The following is a 23,649-nucleotide window of genomic DNA, read 5'->3' on the forward strand; positions in this document are numbered from 1 at the left end:
TTTCTTTATCCAAAAAATATTACAAGCCTAAGCCATCAGATCTTCCTTTGTAAGGGTCTCAAGTGTGGCTACGTCAATGTTGTTCATGGAAACTATTCTGGTGGCCTGCCTGGATATGGCGGATTCCATAAAGTTACGGACTTCACGGGCGTTGGCAAATGTATCGTCGTGATGTGCGGCTTTGTCGTGCCAGTATTCTGAGGCGTATGCGCGGGCATCATCGTCCAGCTTGTATTCCTGCTTGGAACACATGCTCTCGAAGATGGACATAAGCTCGTCCCCGGTGTAATCCTCAAATGTGATGAATTTGTTGAATCTGGAACGAAGTCCCGGGTTGGAGCTCAGGAACCGTTCCATGAGATCCGGGTAGCCGGCAACTATGACTATGAGATCATCTCTGTGATCCTCCATAGCTTTGAGCAGCGTGTCCACTGCCTCCTGGCCGAAATCATTCTCACCTTTGCCTGCGGTGAGAGTATAAGCCTCATCTATAAATAAGATCCCGCCGAGGGCTGATTCTATGACCTCGGTTGTCTTGACGGCTGTCTGACCAATATATCCCACAACAAGTCCGCCTCTGTCGACCTCGACAAGCTGTCCTCTTGACAGTATGCCCAGACCCTTGTAGATATTTGCAAGAAGTCTTGCCACCGTGGTCTTTCCTGTTCCCGGATTGCCGGAGAATACAAGGTGGAGAGATACGGACGGTTGTTTCATGCCGTTTTCCTCGCGGAGCTTCTTGATCTTCAGAAGGTTTACGAGGTTGGTGATGTCCTTCTTCACGCTCTCGAGACCGGTCATGGAATTCAGTTCCTCGAGAAGAGTGTCCACATCCTTGACGGGTTCAGCCCTTTCGGAGGCTGTCGACTTAGCCGGAGTCTGTGAGACTGGGGAAGCACTCTTTGGGAGTGCGTTGTACTTGTCGAGCAGTGGGCTTGGATCTATGGCGTACAGGTTCATGGACTTGAGATATTTGTCGAGCATGAGGCAGTAGCCTGTGAGCCTTGCTATCTCGTTGTCGTCAGTCATGTTGTTGCAGGCGATGAATTCCTGCCCCATGAGCTTGAACATTCTGACGTAATCTCTGGAACGGTATACTAATCTGGGATTTACCTTTGCCCGGGCCAGATCGCCCTGTACAAAATATGTAAGGGATCTAGGTGGTGTCACGGCAAAATCCCTGGTTGTTCTCTCATATTTGAATGTGCGGAATTTGTCTGTTGTAAAGTGCTGGTTCAGGTATTCGCGGACAAATTTTATCTCCAGGGTAAGTTCTGCCTGGTCGGAGCTGGACAGATATGCAAGAAACTGAAGCAGGTCAAACTGAAGCATCTCTCTTGTCTTGAGTCCTGTCTTCTGGCGCGCACCGTAGCCGTCGTTGTCCAGCGAATCGGCATAGGAATAGCAGTTGTCCAGTTCGGCTTTTAGTGAGTAATTCATAAGTTGTTCCCCATCCTTTCCATAAAGCACATAATTGTATCTATTGTAAAGCCTTTGGCCCATGTAATCAAATAAAGTTTTGCCTGGTTAATCCATTTATTGTGTCATATTTGTATTTTGTATGATAAAATAGCAGTTATATGAGCAAAATTTACACCAAAAGGTGACAAACGCGACAGGAGACAGACGATATGAAATTCAGACCATGCATAGACATACACAATGGACAGGTAAAGCAGATAGTTGGAGGCAGTCTCTGTGATGAGGGTGACAGAGCAGATGAAAACTTTGTATCACAGAAGGACGGAGACTTCTTTGCTGAACTGTACAAAAGCTATGGACTTAAGGGTGGTCATATCATACTTCTCAATCCTGCGTCCAGCGAATACTATGACGCCGATGTAAGACAGGCACAGCTCGCTCTGGCTGCATATCCGGGAGGACTGCAGATAGGCGGGGGAATAAATGCTGACAATGCACAGTGGTTCATAGATATGGGTGCGTCACATGTCATAGCCACATCATTTGTGTTCAGGGATGGAGAGATCAACTACGACAACCTGAAGGCACTTGAGAAGGCTGTGGGCAGAGAGCATCTGGTGCTGGATCTGTCCTGCCGGAAGAGGGACGGAGAGTATTATATTGTCACTGACAGATGGCAGAAATTTACAAATGTAAAGGTGGAGGAGGCAACGCTTGACCGGCTCTCAGAATACTGCGACGAGTATCTCGTTCATGCGGTGGATGTGGAGGGCAAGGCGTCAGGCATAGAGACCCATGTTGCGGACATGCTTGGAAGATGGGGAAAGCTGCCGATGACATATGCCGGAGGTGTGGCATCATTTGACGATCTGGAACAGCTCAGAAGTCTCGGAAGGAACAGGATAGACGTGACCATAGGGAGCGCACTGGATATCTTTGGGGGACATATGGCGTTTCAGGAGATTATAAGGTTTATGGAGGGTTAACATGGCAAAGATGAAGAAGGTACTGGCCATTGCGATGGCTGCGGCTATGGGTATGTCCATGCTGGCTGGCTGCGGAGGTCAGGGCAAGGACGATGTGACAGAGGCGACAAGCCAGGCGGAGACCAGCGAGGCTGCGACCTCGGAGGAGAAGACAGAGGAGGAGAAGACAGAGGAGGCTGAACAGGAGAAGACAGAGGTCAAGGCAGGGGATGTCCTGATAGACCTGAACTTTGATGACAATGACACGGACGAGTGCCATACATATTCAAATGGCGGACAGGCCGTACTCGGAGCAGAGAACGGAGAACTGTGTCTGGATATAACCGGAACAGGAAGCCTGGATTATGCGAACCAGATATACTATGACGGATTTGGGCTCAACCAGGACTGTGTGTATGAGCTGTCATTTGACGTGCACAGCACCATTGAGAGAGGACTTCAGTACAGACTTCAGATAAATGGCGGTGATTACCACGCTTATGTGATGGATGACATAACGATAGGCACTGAGACACAGCACATATCCAAACAGTTCACCATGAGTGAGGAATCGGATCCGGCACCTAGAATGTGTATGAATCTGGGACATTTCGAGGACGTTGGTGATGACAGCGTGCCTCACAAGGTATACTTTGACAATATCAAGCTCACTGTAGTTGACGCCTCAAGCGCACAGAGCGTTGAGGGTATTCCTGATCCAAAACTGGTTGGCATCAACCAGATGGGTTACGGCAAGGATGCGAAGAAGCTTGCCACAGTGACTGACAGAGACGCCAAGAGCTACGAGGTAAAGAGCATCGCTGATGACAAGGTAGTCAGCAAGGGTGACGTATCTGGCTGGGATTACGATCCTGCTGTGGGCGACAAATGTGCGGTTATAGATTTCTCTGATGTCAAGGATCAGGGTACATACAAGATAGTTCTCGACACCGGAGCAGAATCATACGAGTTCCCTGTTGGGGATGGCGTGTATGACGATATATACAAGGCGTCAGTGCTCATGTTCTATGACCAGAGATGTGGAACAGAGCTTGATTCAGCCATAGCCGGTGATTTTGCACACGCTGCATGTCACACGGGAACTGCCATAGTGTACGGCTCAGATGTTGCAAAGGATGTGACCGGCGGATGGCATGATGCCGGAGACTACGGAAGATATGTTGTTCCGGGCGCAAAGGCGGTACAGGATCTGCTCCTTACATATGAGGATTCAGAGTATGCGGCAAAGGACGACGCTATCGGAATACCTGAGAGCGGCAACGGTGTTCCTGACGTTCTGGATGAGGTCAGATACGAGCTTGACTGGATGCTCAAGATGCAGGATGAGACCAGCGGCGGAGTTTATCACAAGGTTACCGGAGAGGTGTTCCCTGGGATGGTGGCTGCTGTTGAGGAGACTGCACAGATGATACTCTCACCTATATCCAACACAGCAACAGGCGATTTTGCGGCTGTTATGGCAAAGGCTTCAGTTGTATACAGAAAGTACGATGCAGCATTTGCAGATTCATGTCTTGCTGCAGCTCAGAAGGCATGGAAGTATCTTGAGCAGCATCAGGGAGATGCAGGCTTTAAGAACGTTGGAAGCATAGTTACAGGTGAGTATCCTGACAGCAATGACAGCGATGAGTACCTGTGGGCAGCAGCGGAGCTGTATATCGCAACAGGTGATGAGAGCTACAATGATTATGTGAAGACAGCCATCGAGGGAAGCATTAAGTACGGCCTTGGATGGGCGGATGTCGGATATTATGGAATATATGATTACTGTGTAAATGTAAAGGACTGCGCAGCAGAGAAGGAGATACTTAAGAAGGGTGCTGACAAGCTTGTAGATAACTATGCCGGCAGCGGCTTCGGTTCAACAACAGGCGGCTCTTATGTATGGGGAAGCAACATGGTCGTTGCGGATAACGGAATCCTCCTGCTCATGGCATCAAAGGTTCTGGGCGACGATTCATATGTGGACTATGCGGCAGACCAGCTCAACTATATACTTGGAAGAAATGCAGTCAGCTACTGTTATGTGACAGGATATGGTTCACAGACTCCTGAGAATCCACACCACAGACCTTCAGAGGCACTGGGCAAGGCAATGCCTGGAATGCTTGTGGGCGGTGCCGATGGAAACCTTGAGGATCCATATGCGAAGGCTGTTCTTGCAAAGCTTCCAAAGGAGAGATGCTATGTCGACAACGTACAGAGTTATTCATGTAATGAGGTAACGATCTACTGGAATTCACCTCTTGTATATCTTCTTGCGAACTTCAAGTAGCAAATATTTAAGAATATGTAACTATCATTAGTACATCATATTTGATATAACTGTTGAATATCATGTAAGGAATCGGTATGGAAATATGAATGAATATGTGGACAAAATAAAAAAGCTTATGGAGAAAGAGATGGTCAGATATGTTATAGCCGGAGGAATGACCACGGCTGTGAATCTTGTATCATTCTTTGTGTTGAGACTTGTGACGGATCTGTCGCGAAGTGCGGCGAATATCATAGCGATAATGCTTGCCATATTATTTGCCTACTTTGCAAATGGATTTTACGTGTTCAGGTCGGAGCAGAGGAAGAGCATAGGCCGGATCATAAGGGAGTTCATATCATTTGTGGGAATGCGTCTGTTTGCCATGGTGGTGGAGGTCGTTGGAACCAACCTACTGTGCGACTCCTTCAGATACAATGAGTTTATATCAAAGATAATAATTCAGGTAGTTGTACTTGTAATAAACTATATATTCAGCAAATGCTTCGTATTTAAGAAGGATAAAAAGCCTGTAAAGGATATATTTGCTGACAACTATATCATGATAATCGCTTTTATCATCCCGGCGATATTTATGTTCGTGCTGTGGGTGGTGGCGGAGATAGGACCATTTGGCGGACACAGCCTTACCATGGTGGACAGTCTTCACCAGTATCTGCCATTCTTCTCTGATTATCATGACAAACTGGTGAACGAGGGAAGCCTGTTCTATACATGGGACATAGGCATGGGAAGCAATCTGCTTGACATAATCGCCTACTATATGGCTTGTCCTCTGAACTTTATAATCGTGCTGTTCAGCAGGGAGCATCTGTACATAGCGATGTGCCTGCTCATAAGTATCAAGATAGCTCTGTCCGGTATGACCATGGCGAGCTATCTTGGATACAAGTGCAGGAACAAGAACAACCTGCTCATCATTCCATTTGCTGTGGCATATGCGCTCAGCAACTATGTCATAGGATATTCATGGAATCTCATGTGGATGGACTGTATACTGATACTTCCGCTTATCATGCAGGGCTTCGAGCAGATGATGGAGGACGGCAGCAACTACAGACTGTATACGCTCAGTCTGTTCTACGGACTTCTGTGTAACTACTATATATGTTTCATGATATGTGTGTTCCTGGTTCTCCAGTTTATACTCACCAATCACAAGAACATATACAAGGGCGCAGAGGACACTTTGAGATTTGCGGGAACATCTGTCATGGCTGCGGCTATGTCTGCGTTTCTGCTGATCCCGGCTTATATCGGGCTTAACACCACGGCGTCTGCCACCAGACATTTCCCTAAATGGGAGTGGTACGGAAGCATATGGGATATGATAAAGCAGATGTTTGTCCTGACTGAGCCGATAAAGAGCCAGCAGTTTGACGGCGGTGTGAACCTGTACTGCGGTACATTTGCCATACTGCTGATAGGAATATATATTTTCAATACAAAGATCAAATGGTACGAGAAGCTTAAGAATGTGATACTGATCGTATTTCTCATGATGAGCTTCAACAATACGCTGCTCAACTATATATGGCACGGCTTCCATGATCAGTACGGAATCCCGAACAGATTTTCATTCCTGTTCATCTTCATTCTGCTGAGCATGGGATACGAGGCCCTTGCAAATACAGACAAGAAGCAGATACCGGGAATAGTCCTGGGAATTATCGTGTCGTTTGGTTTCCTGGTTTATGCAGACAAGAATATTGATATGGACAGGACGGTAATTATCCTCACATGGGTGCTGTTTGTTGTGTACTCGGCGGGAATCCTGGTGCTGGGACTTGTCCGCGGCAAAGGCAGATTCGCAGTGGCAGCTATACTTTCAGTGTTGTGTCTGACTGAGATCGTGTTCAGCGCCGCAAAGGGATACGAGAGCAACGGAACGGTGAACATACCGGATTACTATGGCGATGCTGCTAGTGTGCAGGCCGCTATAGATTCAGTTAAGACAGGCCATTTTCCATATAGGACGGAGCTCAACAACACCAAGGTGGTGGATGAATCTACCTATTACAATATGCAGGGAGTCAGCCTGTTTGGTTCGACGGTTTCAAATGACCTTGTGAATGCCATGCACGGACTTGGTTTCTACACAGGTGCCAATGAGTTCCTGTTTGACGGAGCAAATCCCGTGTCAAGTTCGGTTCTGGGCATAAGATATTTGTTCAGGAGACAGGATGAGCATATGTCCTACGATATGGACTATGTGGATACAGTGGATGGCGTTGATGTATACCAGAACAGCCGGGCGCTCAAGCTGGGCTTCATGGTGAATAACGAGCTGAAAGACTGGACTTCTGATGCATCGAATATGTTTGACAGTATAAATAATTTCGTGGAAAAGTCGACTGGGGTGGCTGGTACGTTCAGCCAGATATATCCGGAGGTAACTGGCTCTTCAAATGACATCACGATAACACATGACAATCCGTACAGTGAATACTTTGGACTTTCCGATATCACACCGGGTATCGTGAGCTTTGGACTCAGCTTTGACATAACAGAGGAACAGAATGACCTGTACATCATAGCGAACTGCAATGGAATCACCAAGATAAGGATATATGTGAACGGTGAGGAGCAGAATTACGAGAGACTTCAGTACCAGACATACCATGTGGGACATCTGATAAAGGGAACCAACGTGGAGGTCGAGTATTATTTCTCTGCGGGTGTACCTGACAATACATCTGCAAGACTTACGATAGCCACTCTCAACGGTGCTGCATTTGACCAGGCGTATGAGAGATGGGCTGACAATCAGTTAAATATCAACAAATTTGAGGATGGATATGTGAAGGGACATATATCAGTCGATGAGGCTGGCCTGATGTTCACATCCATACCATATGATTCGGGCTGGACTGCCTATGTTGATGGCAGAAGGACCGATATACAGACTGTTGCGGGAGCATTTATCGCACTGGATCTCGAGAAGGGAGACCATGTGATAGAGTTCAAGTATTTCCCTAGAGGACTCAAGAGCGGCCTGATATTCACATTTGCCGGATGGCTTGTGTTTGCGCTGCTTATGAATGCGAAGATCATCAAGGAGAAGCGCGGCAGCAAAAAGGGGAAGCCTGAGGATGAGAATCGGACAGATGATGAAGCAGTGATAGAGTAATGCAGATCTGTTGAGAGATAAAATATGCATAATAACGAGGTGGAATGGCTGGGAGATCATAAAAAGTAGTCCAATATGTACAAAATAACAGAGAAAATTTGTACATTATTCAGCATAAAAAACTATATGAGCGTTGACCTTAATAATTATTTATAATATAATGTATCCATGTGGATATGCATAGGAGTGTCTATGTGGCAAACGCAATATTTATAGAAACAGAGGTGCATTAATGGACAAAATTAAGGAAATTGGGATTAAGCCGCTTGCACTGGCCATGGCTGTTCTGGCTTTGCTGGCGGGAGTGCTGGGAGTCGCCGGTATCGGTGTGGGAGCTATTATATGTGGCGTCCTGGCAGCGGTCGTTGCTGTTCTGGTATTACTGGTATTCGGAGATGGCAACATGGGATCAGCAGGAAAGTCTGATAAGTATAAGAAGCTTTTCATGAACCTTCCTATAGGATTTGCACAGGCGAGGATCGTTAATGATCCTGTCAACGGAACAAACTACGAGATAGTAGACGCCAATGAGATATTTGGGGAGTATTTCAAGCTCGATGTGTCTGACTACAAGGACAAGATACTGAAGGAGAGTAAGATAGAGGTACTTCAGGATATCAATGCATGGTTCACAGCTTATAACAACTCCGGCACCAAAGAGGGAGATCTGATGGATGTTGAGATCACCATGGAGTCACTTCAGAAGGTGTTCAACACAGTTATGTATAAGTCAGAGGCTGATTACATCAACATGGTAGTCATAGATGTGACCAAGCAGAAGGAGACTGAGGAGAAGCTCAGCAAGGCCATCGTGGATGCGAATGCAGCATACAAGACACAGGCCGAGTTCCTTGCAAACATGAGCCACGAGATAAGAACACCTATCAACGGTATTCTCGGTATGCTCCAGCTCACACTTATGGCTGAGGATCTTCAGGCTGATTACAGAGATAACCTTATCACAGCTAAGAACTGTGCAGACACACTGCTCAGACTTATCAATGATATTCTTGATATAAGCAAGCTTGAGGCTGGTAAGTACAAGATCAAGGAAGAGACATTTGACATCAGGACTGCCATTGAGGACACAGTTGCTGCACAGGTTCCGATCGCAACCAACAAGGGACTGCAGCTCGACTGTTCATTTGGAAGCAATATTCCAAAGCTTGTCCGCGGTGATGGACAGAGAATTCAGCAGGTTCTCAACTGTCTGCTTTCAAATGCTATCAAGTTTACATCCGAGGGAAGCGTAAGAGTCAAGATAGCATCCATGGATGATGGGGACAACAAGATTAAGATCAGAATGGCAGTTGCAGATACCGGTATAGGTATCTCAGAGGCTAACATGAGCAAGCTGTTCATAAGATTCAGCCAGGTAGATGCATCAGATACAAGAAAGTACGGTGGTTCAGGTCTGGGACTTGTCATCACCAAGCAGATCGTTGAGCTGATGGGTGGTAACATAACAGTTCAGAGTAAGGAAGATATAGGTTCAACATTCATCGTCGAGATACCACTCAAGGTTATCAAAGCGGCAGATGCAGCAGATGAGTTCCTCAAAGAGAAGGAGGAGCCTGCAGTATTCTCCATCAATGCACACAGCAAGGCAAGGATACTTGTTGCAGAGGATGAGCCGGTCAACCAGCAGGTTATCGGTAAGCTTCTCGGTATGGCAGGATTCTCATACGATATAGCTGAGAATGGCCAGAAGGCTGTTGAACTGTTCAAGACCAAGATATATGATGCGGCACTGTTTGACGTACAGATGCCAGTTATGGACGGTATAGCAGCTACACAGGAGATCAGGGAGATAGAGCGCAAGGAGAAGAGAAAGAGACTTCCGATCATTGCGGTTACGGCGAGAGCCATGTTCGGTGACAAGGAGAGGATTCTTGAGAACCAGCTTGATGATTATATCGCAAAGCCTTATAATCTCAATGATGTGGTTGATACACTGAATAAGTACATAGACGACTGATGTGAAAGGTCATAAGTATACATGACATAGTGAGAAACAAAGTCAAATAAAAAATCGGGGATTATGGAATCAACACCCATATTCCCGGTTTTTTTAGTTTTACATGGATATATTAAGGCAGATAAAGAAAGATCTATATTACATGGAGGTATATGATATGTCAGATTTTTTCCAGGATGTGTTCAACAAGACCAAGAAGTTTGCAAATAATGCGGTGGATGAGACGAAGGACGCAGCGCAGAAGGCAAAGCTCAACAACAAGATATCAAATGAGGTGCAGATGATCGACAGGAACATGGTCGAGATCGGCAAGTATTTCTACGAGCAGAACAAGGAGAATCCACCTCAGGAGCTGCTCCAGTATTTCAACAATGTAAAGGTTCTTCAGGACAGTATAGCCATAAGCAGGAGCGAGATACAGAACATTGATAATGCCATGGCAGCAAGGAAGCAGGCTGATATGAATCCTAATCAGAGTCCTAATCAGAACTATAACCAGAACCCAAATAACAATCGAAACATGGGAAATGGACAATTTTAGTAAAAAAATTATATATACATGCTGTAAAATCAGAAGCCCGTTCGTAACAGGACGGGCTTTTTGTATATTGAAATTGGGCAATATACAGCCTGTATATAGCCGCAATTTATAAAATTTTCTTTATGAAATCCCCCCTTTACAAAGGCTGAGAGAGGGTGTAAGGTGTGCTTACAACTCAGAGAGAAGGGAGGACAGAGATCATATATTATGTAATACCATTGATCGCAACTGTGAGCATGGCGGTGGTATCGGACTTCAGAGACTGGAGGATTCCGAACAGGCTTATCGCAGTTGGCATGATACAGGGATTCCTGATGTCGGCAGTTGTCAGAGGACCGTGTGATGGACTTCTGAGCAGTGTGGCAGGCTGTGTTATTCCTGTGGTGATCTTGTTTGTATTATTTCATAAAAAAGCCTTGGGGGCAGGTGATATCAAGCTGCTGGCGACGGCTGGCACATTTGTAGGAACCGATGTGATCCGGGTGATTGTTTACTCCTTTTTGGCCGGAGGAGTTATATCTTTATTTTTTCTTTTAAAAGAAGTTTTAATGTCAGTTACGAATCGTAAAGAAATTTCAACAAAACAATTTTATAGGAATCTGATGAAGTCCAGGGTACATTTCTCTGCTGCCATAATGGGCGGAGTCATGTATTACGTGTGCACTACAGAGTGGAGGTGACAAAATTCAGCAGTACAAGATTGGAATACTGGATGGTGACAGGGCTTACATGATAAGTCTTATGAACCATATCAATTCGGACAGGGACAATCCGCTGTTTGCGCTTGCATTTTCATCGGAGGGAGAACTGTATGGGTATCTTGAGACTAAGACTCTGGATGTTCTGCTGATGGATGAGAATATTCCTCTGGATGAGAGCAAAGTGCCGGTGGCCTGCCGGATGATATTTATGACGAGGGATAGAGTCGATGGATCAGAAGAGATCAGCCATAACAGGATATTCAAATATTCCAGGGCACGGAACATTTCTTCGGAGATCCTCAGATATATGAATATAGACGATACGGACCGCAGAAGAAAGCTGTTCAGGTCGTATGCAGTTATATCACCCATAGGGAGGTGTGGTAAGACAAACCTTGCGGTCAGCCTGTGCATGAATGATGAGGTGCGGGGCGGCCTGTATGTGGGCATGGAGGAGTACAGTGCATTTCACGACCATGAGGACGTTCTGGCGAATGTGATATATCTGGTGAAACAGAGGTCGCCGGATCTGACCGGATATATGGAGAAAAATATCGTGGAGCTTGAGGAATACAGTGTGCTTGGATATCTGGGATCGTACATAGATGCACTGGAGCTGAACACGGAGGATATGGTGTGGCTCATCGACGAGTTCCGCAGATGGGGCAGATATACAACGGTTGTATTTGATATGGGACAGGCGGTTCTCAAGGATCTGGCGATACTTGGGGCATTTGACGAGATAATGGTTCCGGAGCTTAAGGATGAATTGTCCCAGGACAAGCTTGGGATGTTCGAGAGGGTTCTGGAGAGAAGGGAGCTCGGCAAGATTGCTCGGAGGCTGCACAGGTTGAACGTGCCGCTGGCGGTTCCGGGAAGTGCGGAGATGCTGAGATTTATAGAAAGTGAAATAGGAAGCAGAAGATGAAACAGGATGACAGACAGTTGATACGAAGCAAGGTCATGCAGAGTATAGATATGTCGGGTGACATAGGAGATGAGCAGGTCAGCGATATGATCGACAGGTGTATTCTCGAATCTGAGTCCGGGAATGTGCTGAGCGTGAGGGATAAGCTTGCGCTGAAGAAGGAACTGTTCAACAGTCTGAGGAGGCTTGATATATTGTCCGAGCTTCTCGATGATGAAGCGGTGACTGAGATAATGATAAATGGCTACAGCAATATATTTGTCGAGCGGGCAGGAAGGATGTACAGATATGACAAGGCATTTGAGAGCGAGGATCGGCTCAAGACCATAATCCAGAGCATCGTAGCGGAGTGCAACAGGATAGTAAATGAGGCGTCGCCGATAGTGGATGCAAGGCTTAAGGATGGTTCGAGAGTGAATGTGGTGCTGCCGCCGGTGAGCCTGAGCGGCAGCGTGATGACCATAAGAAAGTTTCCGAAGGACAAGATGACCATGGACAAGCTGGTGGAGATCGGATCAGTCACCATGGAGGTTGCTGATTTCCTGAAGAATCTGGTCGTGGCGGGCTACAACATAATCATCTCGGGAGGAACCGGCGCGGGCAAGACGACATTTCTGAATGCCCTGTCAGGGTATATACCGGCGGATGAGAGAATTGTCACGATAGAGGATTCGGCGGAGCTTCAGCTTGCGGGCATCGACAATCTGGTGAGCCTTGAGGCGAGAAGTGCAAATGTCGAGGGCGAAAATGCGGTGAGCATAAGGAATCTTATCAAGACGAGCCTCAGAATGAGACCTTCACGGATAATAGTGGGTGAGGTCAGGGATGCGGCGGCGATAGATATGCTTACTGCCATGAACACAGGACACGATGGAAGCCTGTCAACAGGACATGCAAACTCTGCCCGGGACATGCTGACGAGGCTTGAGACCATGGTTCTGATGGGTGCGGATATGCCTGTTCTGGCGATAAGGCAGCAGATAGCGTCGGCGGTGGACATAGTTGTCCAGCTTGGAAGACTGAGGGACAGATCCCGAAGATGTATAGAGATAAGCGAGGTCACAGGACTGGAAGGAGGTGAATTTGTCATGAATAAATTGTATGAATTTCATGAGAGCAATATGGGAAAGGACAGGGGGCGAGTGGAAGGAATGCTTAGAAAGATAAATGATCTTCACAACACATCAAAGCTCGTGGCGGCTGGACTTATAAGCGTTAATGAGAGCAGTGATTCAAGGAGGGATGTGTGCTGAGACAGGGTATAGATTATGATTCTTATAAACTAAGTGTCAGGGAAATCGTAACCGGTATCGCTGTGTATTCAGTCATAGCGGTGATGGTGTCGGTGCTCTTCTTTGACAGTCTTATACCGTGCCTGGTGTTCACGCCGGGGATTCTGGTATTTCTCAGGAAAATTGCCGATGGTAAATGCCGGCAGAGAAAGAATAAACTTAATAATGAATTTAAGGAAATGCTACTGTCCCTGTCCGCAAATATGGCGGCGGGATATTCATTGGAAAAAGCGTTTGTTCCAGCTTGTCACGAGTTGGACGGAATGTATCAGGGGAAATCTTATATCAGACAGGAAATGCTGCTCATAATAAACGGCCTTGAGATGAGCTCTGATGTTGAAAGTCTTTTGAGGGATATGGCGGACAGGTCAGGACTTCAGGATGTGAAGGAATTTGCTCATGTGGTCGCAGTTGCAAAGGGCTCCGGGGGAAATCTCATCAGGATGATGAAGAAGATGGTTGAAAATATTGACAGGCGTCTGGAAGTGGAGGAAGAGATAGACACGATGATAGCGTCAAAACGGCTGGAGCAGAATATCATGTCTGCCATGCCATTTGTCATCATTCTGTATCTGAGGGTGTGTAATCCTGGATATATGGATGCGCTGTATGGCAATGCTCTGGGGATAGCTGCCATGAGTGCGTGTCTGGTGATCACGGCGGCGACGGTGATATGGGGCAGAAAGATCACAGATATACATATGTGAAAGGATGATGGATATGCTGAAAAGGGCTGCGGGAAAAATATACGGCTGGATAGAACCGCATATGGACAATGACAAGATGCTCACGAAGATAAAGAGGGTATACATATGTACGGATGCCGCGGCGAGGGATAAATGTGCGGAGATGTACACAGACATTATTGCGAAGATCCTGCTGGCGCTTTTGGTGACATGTATTCTTGCGGTGATCCTTGTGGCAAAGGAAGCATTTGCGCCTCATCAGGTGGTGCTCACCAGAGATGGGTACGGAGGGGATGTGTCCACCGTCACTCTGGAGACTGACATAGATGGAGAAAAGACTGATTTTGATGTGGATGTCATGCCGCTGGAATATGATCCTGACGATATGGAAGCTGTGTTTGAGCAGGGATTTGGTGAGATTGAAGACCTGTATCTTGGGGAAAATGAATCCCCCGATGAAGTGATATATGATCTGGAGCTTGTGGATTACCTGGATGCGCTCGGACTCGATGTGCAGTGGATAAGCGAGGACAACGAGCTGGTGTCGTCCGATGGACGTATCGGCGATATAGCTGAGGGAGAAGACAGAATAGTGTCCATCACGGCTGTTATTACATACAGTGAGCTGAGCGCGGAGAGAACATATCAGATACGCGTGTGCGGAAGGGAAGAGACAGGCAGGGAAAAGGCTCTGAAGGATATAAGGGAAGGCATCAGGGAGATACAGGCGGGAAGTGGAGATTCGAGCGAGGTGGCGCTGCCGGAGCAGATAAACGGATATGCGGTCAGGCCCACCTCGGGAGGCGGAAGCGGTCTTATGATACTGTTTCTCGGTGGTTTCGCAGCCATTTGTATATGGGGTGGAAACAGGTCGAAGATCCGGGGAATGGAAAAAAAGAGATCCGACGAGCTCATGTCGGAGTACCCGGAGCTTGTGGATAAGCTGACGCTCTATCTTGGAGCAGGAGTCACGGTCAGAGGTGCATTTGCAAGGATAGTGAAGAGTGGCAGGGAAGATTGTGCCGGTACGGATCAGAGCGGGAGTGTCCTGACCAGGGAACTGATTTATACGCTAAATGAGATCCAGGCAGGAGTATCCGAGAGTGAGGCTTACTACAACATGGGGCACAGGATAAATCTGCCGGTGTATATAAAGCTCATGTCGCTTTTGTCACAGAATGTGAAGAAAGGCACGAGAGATATATTGATCATGATGGCGGGCGAGGAGCAGAACGCAATGCAGACCAGAAAGGAGATGGCGAAGAGAAAGGGGGAGGAAGCCGGGACAAAGCTGCTTCTTCCGATGGTGGTTCTGCTGGGAGTGGTCATGGTAATAGTCATGCTGCCCGCAATAATAAATTTTTAAGATAATAAGTTTTTAAGGAGGAAAAATGTATGAAGAGATGGGAAGATTTTATGGAAGATGAGTCAGGTATGGGAGTGGTCGAAATAATCCTTATAATGGTGGTCTTGATCGCGATGTGCGTCATATTCAAGCAGCAGATAACTTCTCTGGTGAACAACATATGGAACTCGATCAACAAGAGTGCAAAGAAGATATATTAAGGGGGAGCTGTATGAGAAATCAGGGACATGTAACGGTTTTTCTGAGTATAATCCTGATCTCCATGCTGCTTCTGGGGCTCTCCGTGCTTGAGATGGCGCGGATAAGAATGGGCAGTGCCAAGGCCGCAATGGCGGCCGAGGGCGCAGCCTGTGATGTGAAGGCGGCGTACGACAAGGAGTTGTTTGAGGAGTATCATCTGCTGGCGGTCGACAGCACATTTGGCGGACACGGTGAGGGAAAGCTTGAACAGATGGCGCAGGATTATCTGGAATATACTCTGGAAAATGGTCAGGGCGACAATATGAGCGTTGAAGATGTGGCGCTGGCAGAGTGCAGGGGACTTCTGGAGAATGACTGCGAGAATATGAAGCTGCAGATAACCGACCATATGAAGGTGTACATGGAGGAGAAGGGAATAGAAGACATTCTTGAGATGATAACATCCGGGGATAAGGCCATGGAGGATGCTTCTGGAGCTGTGGAAAATGGTAAGAATGAGTCGAATCAGGATGAGAGCAGTTGGAGCGGTACGGATCCTAGAAAAGCGCTGAAAAGCATCCTGACAGGTGGACTTCTGAATGTTGTCACGCCATCCGGGCGGGTGGTGTCAGATCAGGCATACGATCTGGATGGCTTTCCGTCAGACGGACAGGCGGAGGATACGAGACAGTGGGAGGACATAGAATTTGACGATCTGGATAAATTCCAGAGGCAGCTCATGTCGGATGGAGAGAGATCACAGACCGGAATAGTGGATGACATATATGGTGTCGGGTATGCACTGGCGAATTTCAATACATTTACCGACAGGAAACAGGACAGACCATTTGAGTGTGAGGTGGAATACATTATCGCCGGAAAGGATAATGACCATGACAATCTGCAGGGGGTCGTGAACAGGATAGTGCTTCACAGACTGCCGCTCAATCTGGCATATCTGCTCTCAGACAGCGCAAAGATGGCCGAGGTGTCATCCATAGCTGCGGTGCTGGCTCTTGTGCCGGGGGTCACCTATGGGGCGGCGAAATATCTGCTGCTCGGATGCTGGGCTTATGCTGAGACAATTGTTGATATAAGGCTGCTGCTTGACGGCAAAAGCGTTCAGTTTATGAAGACAGACGAATACTGGGTGACGGACATTAACAATCTTGACAAGCTGATGAATCTGGATTCCGTGGACTATGAAGGCGTGGATGCTGTGAGCTACAGGGATTATCTGGCGATACTTCTGATAGAGAATAAAGGAGGCATGTATTACAGGATGGCGGATCTTATACAGCTTAATTTCAGACAGACGGATGAGTCGTTTGAGATGAAGAATATGATGTATTCTCTGACATTTGATGTTGAGGTCAGTCAGGACAGGAAATTTGCATCGTTTATAGAAGATCACGAGGGCGTATCGAAGATAGATGACGGACTGTACAGGTACAGCTTCAGGCAGTGTGTGAGTTATTGAGATATGAAAATATCCTGAAGGGGGGTGTTATATGTTCTCTTGTTGTATGTTGAAAAGTAAATATATGAAAGATAAATCGCCTCTCCAAGCGCATATTACTATAGATTTTGTTCGGATCAGGTATGGCAGGAGAATATATAAGACAGCTCCTTTGGGATGTGACCGTGGTAGTGCCAGTGTGGAGGCATCGCTGGTGCTGCCAGTGTTTATATTTGCCATGCTGACTGTGTTTGCCATGGCCGGATGTATACGGACACGGACTGTGATATATGAGGGCTTACATGAGACGGCTGCGTATCTTGCGGAATACAGCTATGCGTATGAGCTAGCCGAAAAGGGCGCGGACATGGGGCCGTATGCTGAAGGTATGGCAGATGGTGTGTCGCTCGTGCTGGCGAACAGGAAGATCAGGGAGTATATAGATGACAAAGGCACGGTGAACACATATGTCGACGGCGGAATGTCCGGGGTTAAGGTGATAAATGCAGAGTTGTCGGATGACGGATTTGTGTGCCTCAAGGTCAGATATATGCTGAAGATCAATCTGCCATTTGCCGGAGGATCCACCGTGGGGTGCGTGGACAGGATAAGACAGAGGGCGTACCTGGGATATGACAGGTCGCAGGATGATGACGATGATGATGAGTATGTGTATGTGGCTGAGAATGGTTCGGTGTACCACAACTCGCGGAGCTGTTACCATATCAGGATATCTGTGAGAAGCGTGAGTGGGGAGGTTCTGGATGACAGATATTCCGGGCTTTCGGCGTGCAGGATCTGTGGAAGATATAAAAGCAATGGTGTGATCTATGTCACTGAACAGGGAGACAAATATCACTATTCGCTGGGCTGCTCCGGCTTGAAGCGGACGATATACAGAAAGAAAAAGTCAGAGTGCGGGGGACTTCCTCAGTGCTCTGAGTGCGGGAAAAGATAGGAGAAGATAAGAAAAGACAGGAGGAGTCAGATATATGGATGACAATGGATCTATAGTTCTGGAGATGTGCCTGATAACACTGATACTTGTGTGTGCCGTGTTTGTGGTGATGAACATGTTGTTTATAGCGTTTAACCATGCGGCGGCATCGGGGGAGGCGTATCTGGTACTGTACAACCGAGAGGAATACAGGATCAATGAGAGTGGTGAGGGGGATACGGACAGTGCAGAGAAAGCGATGTCCACAAATGTATCCGAGACCGTGATATGTGCCGATGGTGTGAATGCGGAAATGGCCATGAATGGGAAGAATCTGGTTGCGGAGATAACTTACAGAGAGTCATTTCCGGGGATACAGATATTGATAGATGACGGCAGATGTGACAGAAAGACTGCGGCCAGACAGGAGATAAGGGATGTAGGAAATGAACTTAGGAGGTGGCAGGAATATGGTAAGTTATTGCCAGGTAGAGGGAATTAACACTTTTTTTGTGGTGGAGGTCAGTGCAGCAGCCATAAATTCCTATGAGACGGACATGCTGTACAATAATTTTGTCGAGGGAATAATACAGCCGGAATTCAGGGCCATCAACGGAGATATGTTCATATACTGCAAAATAAATGGCATGAAGAGCCTGGACGATATATCTGACAGGGGGATAATGTCTATGGAGCAGGCTGTTGCTCTCATGAGATCGCTGTGCAGTGCGGTCATGGAGACGGGAGAATACATGCTTGAGCCGGACAATCTTCTGATAGAATCCGACAAGATATTTTACTCGGATGCAGAGAAGCGTTTCAGATACGTGTATGTGCCGGGACAGGGAACGGATGTCAGAATGGGAATAAAGAATCTTGTGGAGAAGATCATAAAGAGGGTAGATCACAGGGACACTGAGCTTGTGGATTTTATGTATGAGATATATGACATGGTGGTGTCGGCAAATTATGACATGGAGCGGATGCAGAAATATGTGGATGAGGTCTCTGCCCGTGAGCAGGAAAAATGCTGCTCCGGCAATAGAAAAAGAAATGTGGAATCTTTGGCTGCGGCCCGTGAGCAGGAGCTTTTGATGGATGAGGTGTTCGGAACGGATCAAAGCAGTGCGGCGGCGTTGACGATACCGACAACGGAGAAAAACAAATATGATAGGATATTTTTCATACTCATAGGATTTACTGTGGCGGCATTTACGGGAATAGCGGCTGTTCAATTTTATATACAGGGGCATGCGGCGGATGTGAGATTTATAATGCTGGCACTCATCGTGCTGTCCGTGGAGTTATTTGTCTATGTGGAGATGAAGAGGAAGCTGTCTGCTGCTGAGGATGAACGGCGGGGACAGGAGGGCGTGGAGTGCTCAGAGCTGCGATATGCGGAGGAAGATGAAAACAGAAGACCTAAAAAACAGAATGTTGATGCATTGGAACATGTAAGTCTGGCTGACGAAATACCTGGCGATACCACGGTGCTTGGCTCGGAGGATGACAGTACAACCCTGCTTACACAGCATAATCTCGATGGCAGAGCGTCCGCACAGGAGCAGAGACTGTCTGTGAGACTGATCGAAGACGGAGGCATTGTGGCTGCTGAATTTCCGGTGACGCCGGAGGAAGTTGTATTGGGGCGGGACAGACGACAGGCGGATCAGGTTATAGAGGATATCAGCGTCAGTAGAAGGCACATAAGGATATACGAGGATGCAGAGAAGATCTATGTCGAAGATCTTGATTCCACAAATGGAACTGTCATAAATGGGATCAGGCTTCCGGCGGGCAGGAGCTGGCAGCTTGCGGACAGAGATGTTCTGTGTATAGGCACCAGGCAATACCATATTCAAATATTGCTTATCTGATTGATATAAAATGTAAATTCAGATATAATAGTCTGTGTGAGTTTTATGATACAAAGGTAGGTATTGGTGATGTCGTATGTAGCTTTATATAGAAAATGGAGACCTGATACTTTTGACGAGGTAAAGGGGCAGGATCATATAGTTACCACTCTTAGAAACCAGATTAAGAATGATAGACTTGGTCATGCCTTTTTATTTTGCGGTACGAGAGGAACAGGTAAGACTTCGATCGCCAAGATATTTGCCAAGGCATGTAACTGCGAGCATCCGGTGGACGGAAGCCCATGTAATGAATGTGCAAGCTGCAGAGCCATATCGGATGGATCATCGCTTAATGTCATTGAGATAGATGCGGCCTCCAACAATGGTGTTGACAATATAAGGCAGATAAGGGAGGAGGTAGCATATCCTCCTACTGAGGGCAAGTATAAGGTATACATCATAGATGAGGTTCATATGTTGTCCCCGGGAGCGTTCAACGCTCTGTTAAAGACTCTCGAGGAGCCGCCATCATATGTAATATTCATACTGGCTACCACGGAGTCCCACAAGATACCTATAACCATATCGTCAAGGTGTCAGAAGTACGACTTCAGACGTATCCCGGTGGATGTCATCTCGGATCGACTGGAGGAGCTTATGAACAGGGAGGGACTTGATGCGGATAAGAAGGCGATAGATTATATCGCAAAGTCCGGTGATGGTTCCATGAGAGATGCCTTGTCTATTCTGGATCAGTGCGTTGCATTCAATCTCGGGCAGAAGCTTACATATGATAATGTGCTTGAGACCATAGGAGCTGTGGACATAGATACATTTGCAAGACTTCTGGAGTGCGTGCTGGAATCTGATGTTGAACATGCAATAGATGTGGTTGACGAAGTTGTGTGGCAGGGACGTGAGCTTGGCCGTTTCGTAAATGAATTTACATGGTTTCTCAGGAACATACTCGTTGTCAAGCTGTCCTCGGCGGAGGGCGACAGATTGGATATGACCAAGGAGAATCTGGAACGCATAAGAGAGATATCCGGTCATATGGAGGAGAGCACCATAGTAAGATATATAAACGTGTTTTCGGATACAGCCGCCAGCATCAAGTATTCCTCACAGAAGAGGATAGTGCTTGAGATGGCTGTCATAAAGCTGTGCAGACCACAGATGGAGGTTGATACCACAAGTCTGATCGAGAGGGTAAGGATGCTTGAGAAGAAGCTTGATGACCTTGAGGCAAATGGCATACAGGCTGCGCCGGTTCAAAGTGCTGCCCCCGTAAGCCCAGCTGACGATGTGATAGATCAGAAGGGCATGAAGGAATATCAGGACAAGCTGGCAATGGAGCTTCCAAAGGCAGAGTTCGAGGATCTGCAGAGAGCTGCGGAGAACTGGAATGATATACTGGAGAAGCTGTCGGTTCCTGCGAGAAGATATCTCAAGAGAAATGATGCTGATCCGGCCATAAGGACGAAGCTCATACTGTCCGATGATCACAGAAGACTTCTGCTCATGATCCCGCTGACGGATGACGATATGCCGAAGTTATACTTTGACAAGCCTGAGAATGTGGAGCATGTGAAGAGTGTGATCGAGGAATATCTTGGAAGAGAGATTGAATTTGAGATACTTTGTACAAGGAATTCCCACAGTGATAATGGAAGGCTTGAGACGGAGAATATACTGAACCTGAACAAGATCAACTTTCCAATAGATAAGAAATGATGATATCATATTATAAATTATTTAATCAGAATAAGGAGGACTATTGTAATGGCTAAGAGAGGCGGTTTCCCAGGAGGTATGATGCCTGGTAATATGAACAATCTTATGAAGCAGGCACAGAAGATGCAGAAGCAGATGGAGGAGACAACTAAGACACTTGAGGATAAGGTGTATGAGTCATCTGTAGGTGGAGGAGTTGTCACTGCAAAGGTGTCAGGTAAGAAGGAACTCATGGAGATCAAGCTTGATCCTGAGGTTGTTGATCCTGATGATATAGAGACACTTGAGGATCTTATCATATCGGCTGTGAACGAGGCACTGAGAGCACAGGAGGATGACTACAATAGCAGTATGGGCAAGATCTCAGGTGGAATGGGACTTGGAGGATTGCCGTTCTAATGGAAGTTTATGGAGGAGAAGTAAACAGACTTATAGAAGAGCTGGGAAGACTCCCGGGAATAGGCTCCAAGACGGCTCAGAGACTGGCGTTTCACATAATCAGTATGCCTGAGGAGAGGGCGCTGGCGTTATCCGATGCCATTGTGAATGCAAAGAAGAACATAAAATACTGCAGTTGTTGCTACACGATAACTGACAGGGAGGTATGTCCTATATGCAGTTCACCAAACAGGAATCACAAGGTGATAATGGTGGTGGAGACCCCGAGGGATCTGGCGGCATATGAGAGAACAGGACAGTTTGATGGCGTTTACCATGTGCTCCACGGAGTTATAAATCCTGCCCTGGGTATCGGCCCGGCGGATATCAGGATATCCGAGCTCATGAGAAGGCTTCAGAATGAAGATGTGGATGAGCTCATAATCGCTACAGGTTCAGGCCCGGAGGGTGAGGCGACTGCTATGTATATATCAAAGCTTGTGAAGCCGGCCGGTATCAAGGTCAGCCGTATAGCAAGCGGTGTGCCTGTAGGCGGAGATCTGGAATGTATAGATGAGGTTACGCTTCTGAGGGCTCTTGAGGGAAGAGTATACTTATAATGTATACAGACAGTCTGTGTACATAGGAAAAATAAAAGGAAGAGGTGCAGAGTATGTTAAGAGTAGGTTTTTTGACTAGTGGTGGTGACTGTCAGGCATTAAATGCAACTATGCGCGGAATCGCAAAGGGTTTGTATGAATTGTTTGACGAGGTTGAGATCTATGGATTCCTTGAGGGTTACAAGGGACTCATAAGAGGCAACTATATCAAGATGAAGCCGGCTGATTTCTCAGGTATTATCAACAAGGGTGGAACGATCCTCGGCAGTTCAAGACAGCCATTCAAGCTCATGGGAGAGCCAACTGAGGATGGTCTGGACAAGGTAAAGTCCATGAAGGATACCTATAAGAAGCTGAAGCTGGATTGCCTGTGCGTTTTAGGTGGAAATGGTTCACAGAAGACCGCAAATCTCCTCAGTGAGGAGGGACTCAATGTCATCGGTCTGCCAAAGACCATAGACAATGATCTGTGGGGAACTGACATGACATTTGGTTTCCAGAGTGCTGTTGATATAGCGACCCAGACAATAGACTGTATCCACACAACCGCTGCATCGCATAACAGAATCTTTATCGTTGAGATTATGGGCCACAAGGTTGGCTGGATAACTCTCCACGCCGGAATCGCCGGTGGCGCAGATGTGATCCTGCTCCCGGAGATCCCATACGATATCGATAAGGTATATAAGGCTATAGACAAGAGAACAAAGGACAACAAGGGCTTCACGATAGTTGCAGTTGCCGAAGGTGCTATTCCGAAGGAGATCGCAGAGCTTCCAAAGAAGAAGAGAAAAGAAGCGATAGCCAACAATCCATATCCATCAGTTGCGTATGAGCTGGCTGATAAGCTCAAAGCGTACACAACACAGGATATAAGAATAGCAATACCTGGACATACCCAGAGAGGTGGAAGTCCGGATGCATATGACAGAGTCATATCATCAAGATTTGGAGCAAAGGCAGCAGAGCTCATAAAGGCAAAGGATTTTGGAAAGCTTGTTGTATTCCTTGACAACAAGGTTACAGCTATCCCACTCTCAGAGAGTGCAGGAAAGCTCAAATACGTATCTCCTGATGACGACATCATCAGCGAGGCAAGAACACTTGGAATCTCATTCGGAGACAGATAAAGTAAGCTCTGAAAAAAGTAACAGAGATATTCACGCATTCTCCC

Annotated in this window: 20 protein-coding genes; 19 read left to right on the forward strand and 1 reads right to left on the reverse strand. The window is 46.9% G+C overall.

Translation table 11 applies throughout. The features are described from left to right. Positions 1 to 27: 27 nt before the first annotated feature. Positions 28 to 1,440, reverse strand: coding sequence for an AAA family ATPase (locus DXD11_RS05900; RefSeq protein ID WP_118757969.1), 1,413 nt, complete (start codon positions 1,438 to 1,440; stop codon positions 28 to 30). A 191-nt stretch (positions 1,441 to 1,631) separates the two neighbouring features. On the opposite strand from DXD11_RS05900, the gene hisA reads away from it, so the two are divergent. From hisA to DXD11_RS05995, 19 genes are all read left to right on the forward strand, one after another. Next, positions 1,632 to 2,408, forward strand: a complete 777-nt coding sequence (gene hisA / locus DXD11_RS05905) for a phosphoribosylformimino-5-aminoimidazole carboxamide ribotide isomerase (protein ID WP_118757970.1) — start codon at positions 1,632 to 1,634, stop codon at positions 2,406 to 2,408. Position 2,409: 1 nt separating this feature from the next. Continuing rightward, positions 2,410 to 4,683, forward strand: a complete 2,274-nt coding sequence (locus DXD11_RS05910; protein ID WP_118757971.1) for a glycoside hydrolase family 9 protein — start codon at positions 2,410 to 2,412, stop codon at positions 4,681 to 4,683. Positions 4,684 to 4,813: 130 nt separating this feature from the next. Further along, positions 4,814 to 7,816: a GtrA family protein gene (locus DXD11_RS05915; RefSeq protein ID WP_243105815.1), complete on the forward strand. Its 3,003-nt coding sequence runs from the start codon at positions 4,814 to 4,816 to the stop codon at positions 7,814 to 7,816. Positions 7,817 to 8,048: 232 nt separating this feature from the next. Further along, a complete protein-coding gene (locus tag DXD11_RS05920) occupies positions 8,049 to 9,794 on the forward strand; it encodes an ATP-binding protein (protein WP_015534296.1) in 1,746 nt (581 codons plus the stop codon). 157 nt (positions 9,795 to 9,951) lie between these two features. Beyond that, positions 9,952 to 10,335 (forward strand): hypothetical protein, encoded by a 384-nt coding sequence (locus DXD11_RS05925; protein ID WP_118757973.1) that lies wholly within the window; start codon positions 9,952 to 9,954, stop codon positions 10,333 to 10,335. 164 nt (positions 10,336 to 10,499) lie between these two features. After that, entirely contained in the window at positions 10,500 to 11,015 is a 516-nt protein-coding gene (locus DXD11_RS05930) for an A24 family peptidase (RefSeq protein ID WP_022217516.1), read from the forward strand. A gap of 4 nt (positions 11,016 to 11,019) precedes the next feature. Continuing rightward, positions 11,020 to 11,964: a hypothetical protein gene (locus DXD11_RS05935; RefSeq protein WP_334294904.1), complete on the forward strand. Its 945-nt coding sequence runs from the start codon at positions 11,020 to 11,022 to the stop codon at positions 11,962 to 11,964. Next, on the forward strand, positions 11,961 to 13,217 hold the full coding sequence (locus DXD11_RS05940; protein ID WP_118757975.1) for a CpaF family protein: 1,257 nt from the start codon (positions 11,961 to 11,963) through the stop codon (positions 13,215 to 13,217). Before DXD11_RS05935 ends, DXD11_RS05940 begins: the two co-directional genes overlap by 4 nt. After that, entirely contained in the window at positions 13,211 to 13,963 is a 753-nt protein-coding gene (locus DXD11_RS05945) for a type II secretion system F family protein (protein ID WP_118757976.1), read from the forward strand. Before DXD11_RS05940 ends, DXD11_RS05945 begins: the two co-directional genes overlap by 7 nt. A 13-nt stretch (positions 13,964 to 13,976) precedes the next feature. Further along, positions 13,977 to 15,308, forward strand: a complete 1,332-nt coding sequence (locus tag DXD11_RS05950) for an immunoglobulin-like domain-containing protein (protein WP_118757977.1) — start codon at positions 13,977 to 13,979, stop codon at positions 15,306 to 15,308. A gap of 29 nt (positions 15,309 to 15,337) precedes the next feature. Next, positions 15,338 to 15,508, forward strand: a complete 171-nt coding sequence (locus DXD11_RS05955; RefSeq protein WP_015534291.1) for a Flp1 family type IVb pilin — start codon at positions 15,338 to 15,340, stop codon at positions 15,506 to 15,508. Between the two features lie 11 nt (positions 15,509 to 15,519). Further along, positions 15,520 to 16,968 carry a DUF5702 domain-containing protein gene (locus DXD11_RS05960; protein WP_118757978.1) on the forward strand — a complete coding sequence of 483 codons (1,449 nt, stop codon included), beginning with the start codon at positions 15,520 to 15,522 and terminating at the stop codon, positions 16,966 to 16,968. A 64-nt stretch (positions 16,969 to 17,032) separates the two neighbouring features. Beyond that, complete coding sequence (locus DXD11_RS05965; RefSeq protein WP_133300876.1) at positions 17,033 to 17,905, forward strand: TadE/TadG family type IV pilus assembly protein; 873 nt, start codon at positions 17,033 to 17,035, stop codon at positions 17,903 to 17,905. Positions 17,906 to 17,939: 34 nt separating this feature from the next. Further along, positions 17,940 to 18,386: a hypothetical protein gene (locus tag DXD11_RS05970; protein ID WP_118757979.1), complete on the forward strand. Its 447-nt coding sequence runs from the start codon at positions 17,940 to 17,942 to the stop codon at positions 18,384 to 18,386. Beyond that, on the forward strand, positions 18,355 to 19,761 hold the full coding sequence (locus DXD11_RS05975; RefSeq protein ID WP_158579424.1) for a DUF6382 domain-containing protein: 1,407 nt from the start codon (positions 18,355 to 18,357) through the stop codon (positions 19,759 to 19,761). Before DXD11_RS05970 ends, DXD11_RS05975 begins: the two co-directional genes overlap by 32 nt. A 69-nt stretch (positions 19,762 to 19,830) precedes the next feature. After that, the gene (gene dnaX, locus DXD11_RS05980) at positions 19,831 to 21,477 is read left to right on the forward strand and encodes a DNA polymerase III subunit gamma/tau (RefSeq protein ID WP_055222454.1); all 1,647 of its coding nucleotides are present in this window, start codon (positions 19,831 to 19,833) and stop codon (positions 21,475 to 21,477) included. Between the two features lie 48 nt (positions 21,478 to 21,525). Continuing rightward, a complete protein-coding gene (locus DXD11_RS05985) occupies positions 21,526 to 21,876 on the forward strand; it encodes a YbaB/EbfC family nucleoid-associated protein (RefSeq protein WP_015534286.1) in 351 nt (116 codons plus the stop codon). Further along, positions 21,876 to 22,475 (forward strand): recombination mediator RecR, encoded by a 600-nt coding sequence (gene recR / locus DXD11_RS05990; protein WP_022217523.1) that lies wholly within the window; start codon positions 21,876 to 21,878, stop codon positions 22,473 to 22,475. The genes DXD11_RS05985 and recR overlap by 1 nt, the downstream gene beginning before the upstream one ends. A gap of 53 nt (positions 22,476 to 22,528) precedes the next feature. After that, on the forward strand, positions 22,529 to 23,605 hold the full coding sequence (locus tag DXD11_RS05995) for a 6-phosphofructokinase (protein WP_015534284.1): 1,077 nt from the start codon (positions 22,529 to 22,531) through the stop codon (positions 23,603 to 23,605). The last annotated feature ends 44 nt before the right edge of the window (positions 23,606 to 23,649 follow it).

The sequence above is a fragment of the Coprococcus sp. TF11-13 genome, from assembly GCF_003481085.1.
Lineage (GTDB): Bacteria > Bacillota > Clostridia > Lachnospirales > Lachnospiraceae > Coprococcus > Coprococcus aceti.

Excerpts from the sequence above, each read along its gene's own strand:
- DXD11_RS05920 (WP_015534296.1), top strand. The coding sequence starts at position 8,049 with ATGGACAAAATTAAGGAAATTGGGATTAAGCCGCTTGCACTGGCCATG.
- DXD11_RS05965 (WP_133300876.1), top strand. The coding sequence starts at position 17,033 with ATGAAAGATAAATCGCCTCTCCAAGCGCATATTACTATAGATTTTGTT.
- DXD11_RS05910 (WP_118757971.1), top strand. The coding sequence starts at position 2,410 with ATGGCAAAGATGAAGAAGGTACTGGCCATTGCGATGGCTGCGGCTATG.
- recR (WP_022217523.1), top strand. The coding sequence starts at position 21,876 with ATGGAAGTTTATGGAGGAGAAGTAAACAGACTTATAGAAGAGCTGGGA.
- DXD11_RS05950 (WP_118757977.1), top strand. The coding sequence starts at position 13,977 with ATGCTGAAAAGGGCTGCGGGAAAAATATACGGCTGGATAGAACCGCAT.
- dnaX (WP_055222454.1), top strand. The coding sequence starts at position 19,831 with ATGTCGTATGTAGCTTTATATAGAAAATGGAGACCTGATACTTTTGAC.
- hisA (WP_118757970.1), top strand. The coding sequence starts at position 1,632 with ATGAAATTCAGACCATGCATAGACATACACAATGGACAGGTAAAGCAG.
- DXD11_RS05985 (WP_015534286.1), top strand. The coding sequence starts at position 21,526 with ATGGCTAAGAGAGGCGGTTTCCCAGGAGGTATGATGCCTGGTAATATG.
- DXD11_RS05975 (WP_158579424.1), top strand. The coding sequence starts at position 18,355 with ATGGTAAGTTATTGCCAGGTAGAGGGAATTAACACTTTTTTTGTGGTG.
- DXD11_RS05960 (WP_118757978.1), top strand. The coding sequence starts at position 15,520 with ATGAGAAATCAGGGACATGTAACGGTTTTTCTGAGTATAATCCTGATC.
- DXD11_RS05955 (WP_015534291.1), top strand. The coding sequence starts at position 15,338 with ATGAAGAGATGGGAAGATTTTATGGAAGATGAGTCAGGTATGGGAGTG.
- DXD11_RS05900 (WP_118757969.1), bottom strand. The coding sequence starts at position 1,440 with ATGAATTACTCACTAAAAGCCGAACTGGACAACTGCTATTCCTATGCC.
- DXD11_RS05970 (WP_118757979.1), top strand. The coding sequence starts at position 17,940 with ATGGATGACAATGGATCTATAGTTCTGGAGATGTGCCTGATAACACTG.
- DXD11_RS05995 (WP_015534284.1), top strand. The coding sequence starts at position 22,529 with ATGTTAAGAGTAGGTTTTTTGACTAGTGGTGGTGACTGTCAGGCATTA.
- DXD11_RS05925 (WP_118757973.1), top strand. The coding sequence starts at position 9,952 with ATGTCAGATTTTTTCCAGGATGTGTTCAACAAGACCAAGAAGTTTGCA.
- DXD11_RS05940 (WP_118757975.1), top strand. The coding sequence starts at position 11,961 with ATGAAACAGGATGACAGACAGTTGATACGAAGCAAGGTCATGCAGAGT.
- DXD11_RS05915 (WP_243105815.1), top strand. The coding sequence starts at position 4,814 with ATGGTCAGATATGTTATAGCCGGAGGAATGACCACGGCTGTGAATCTT.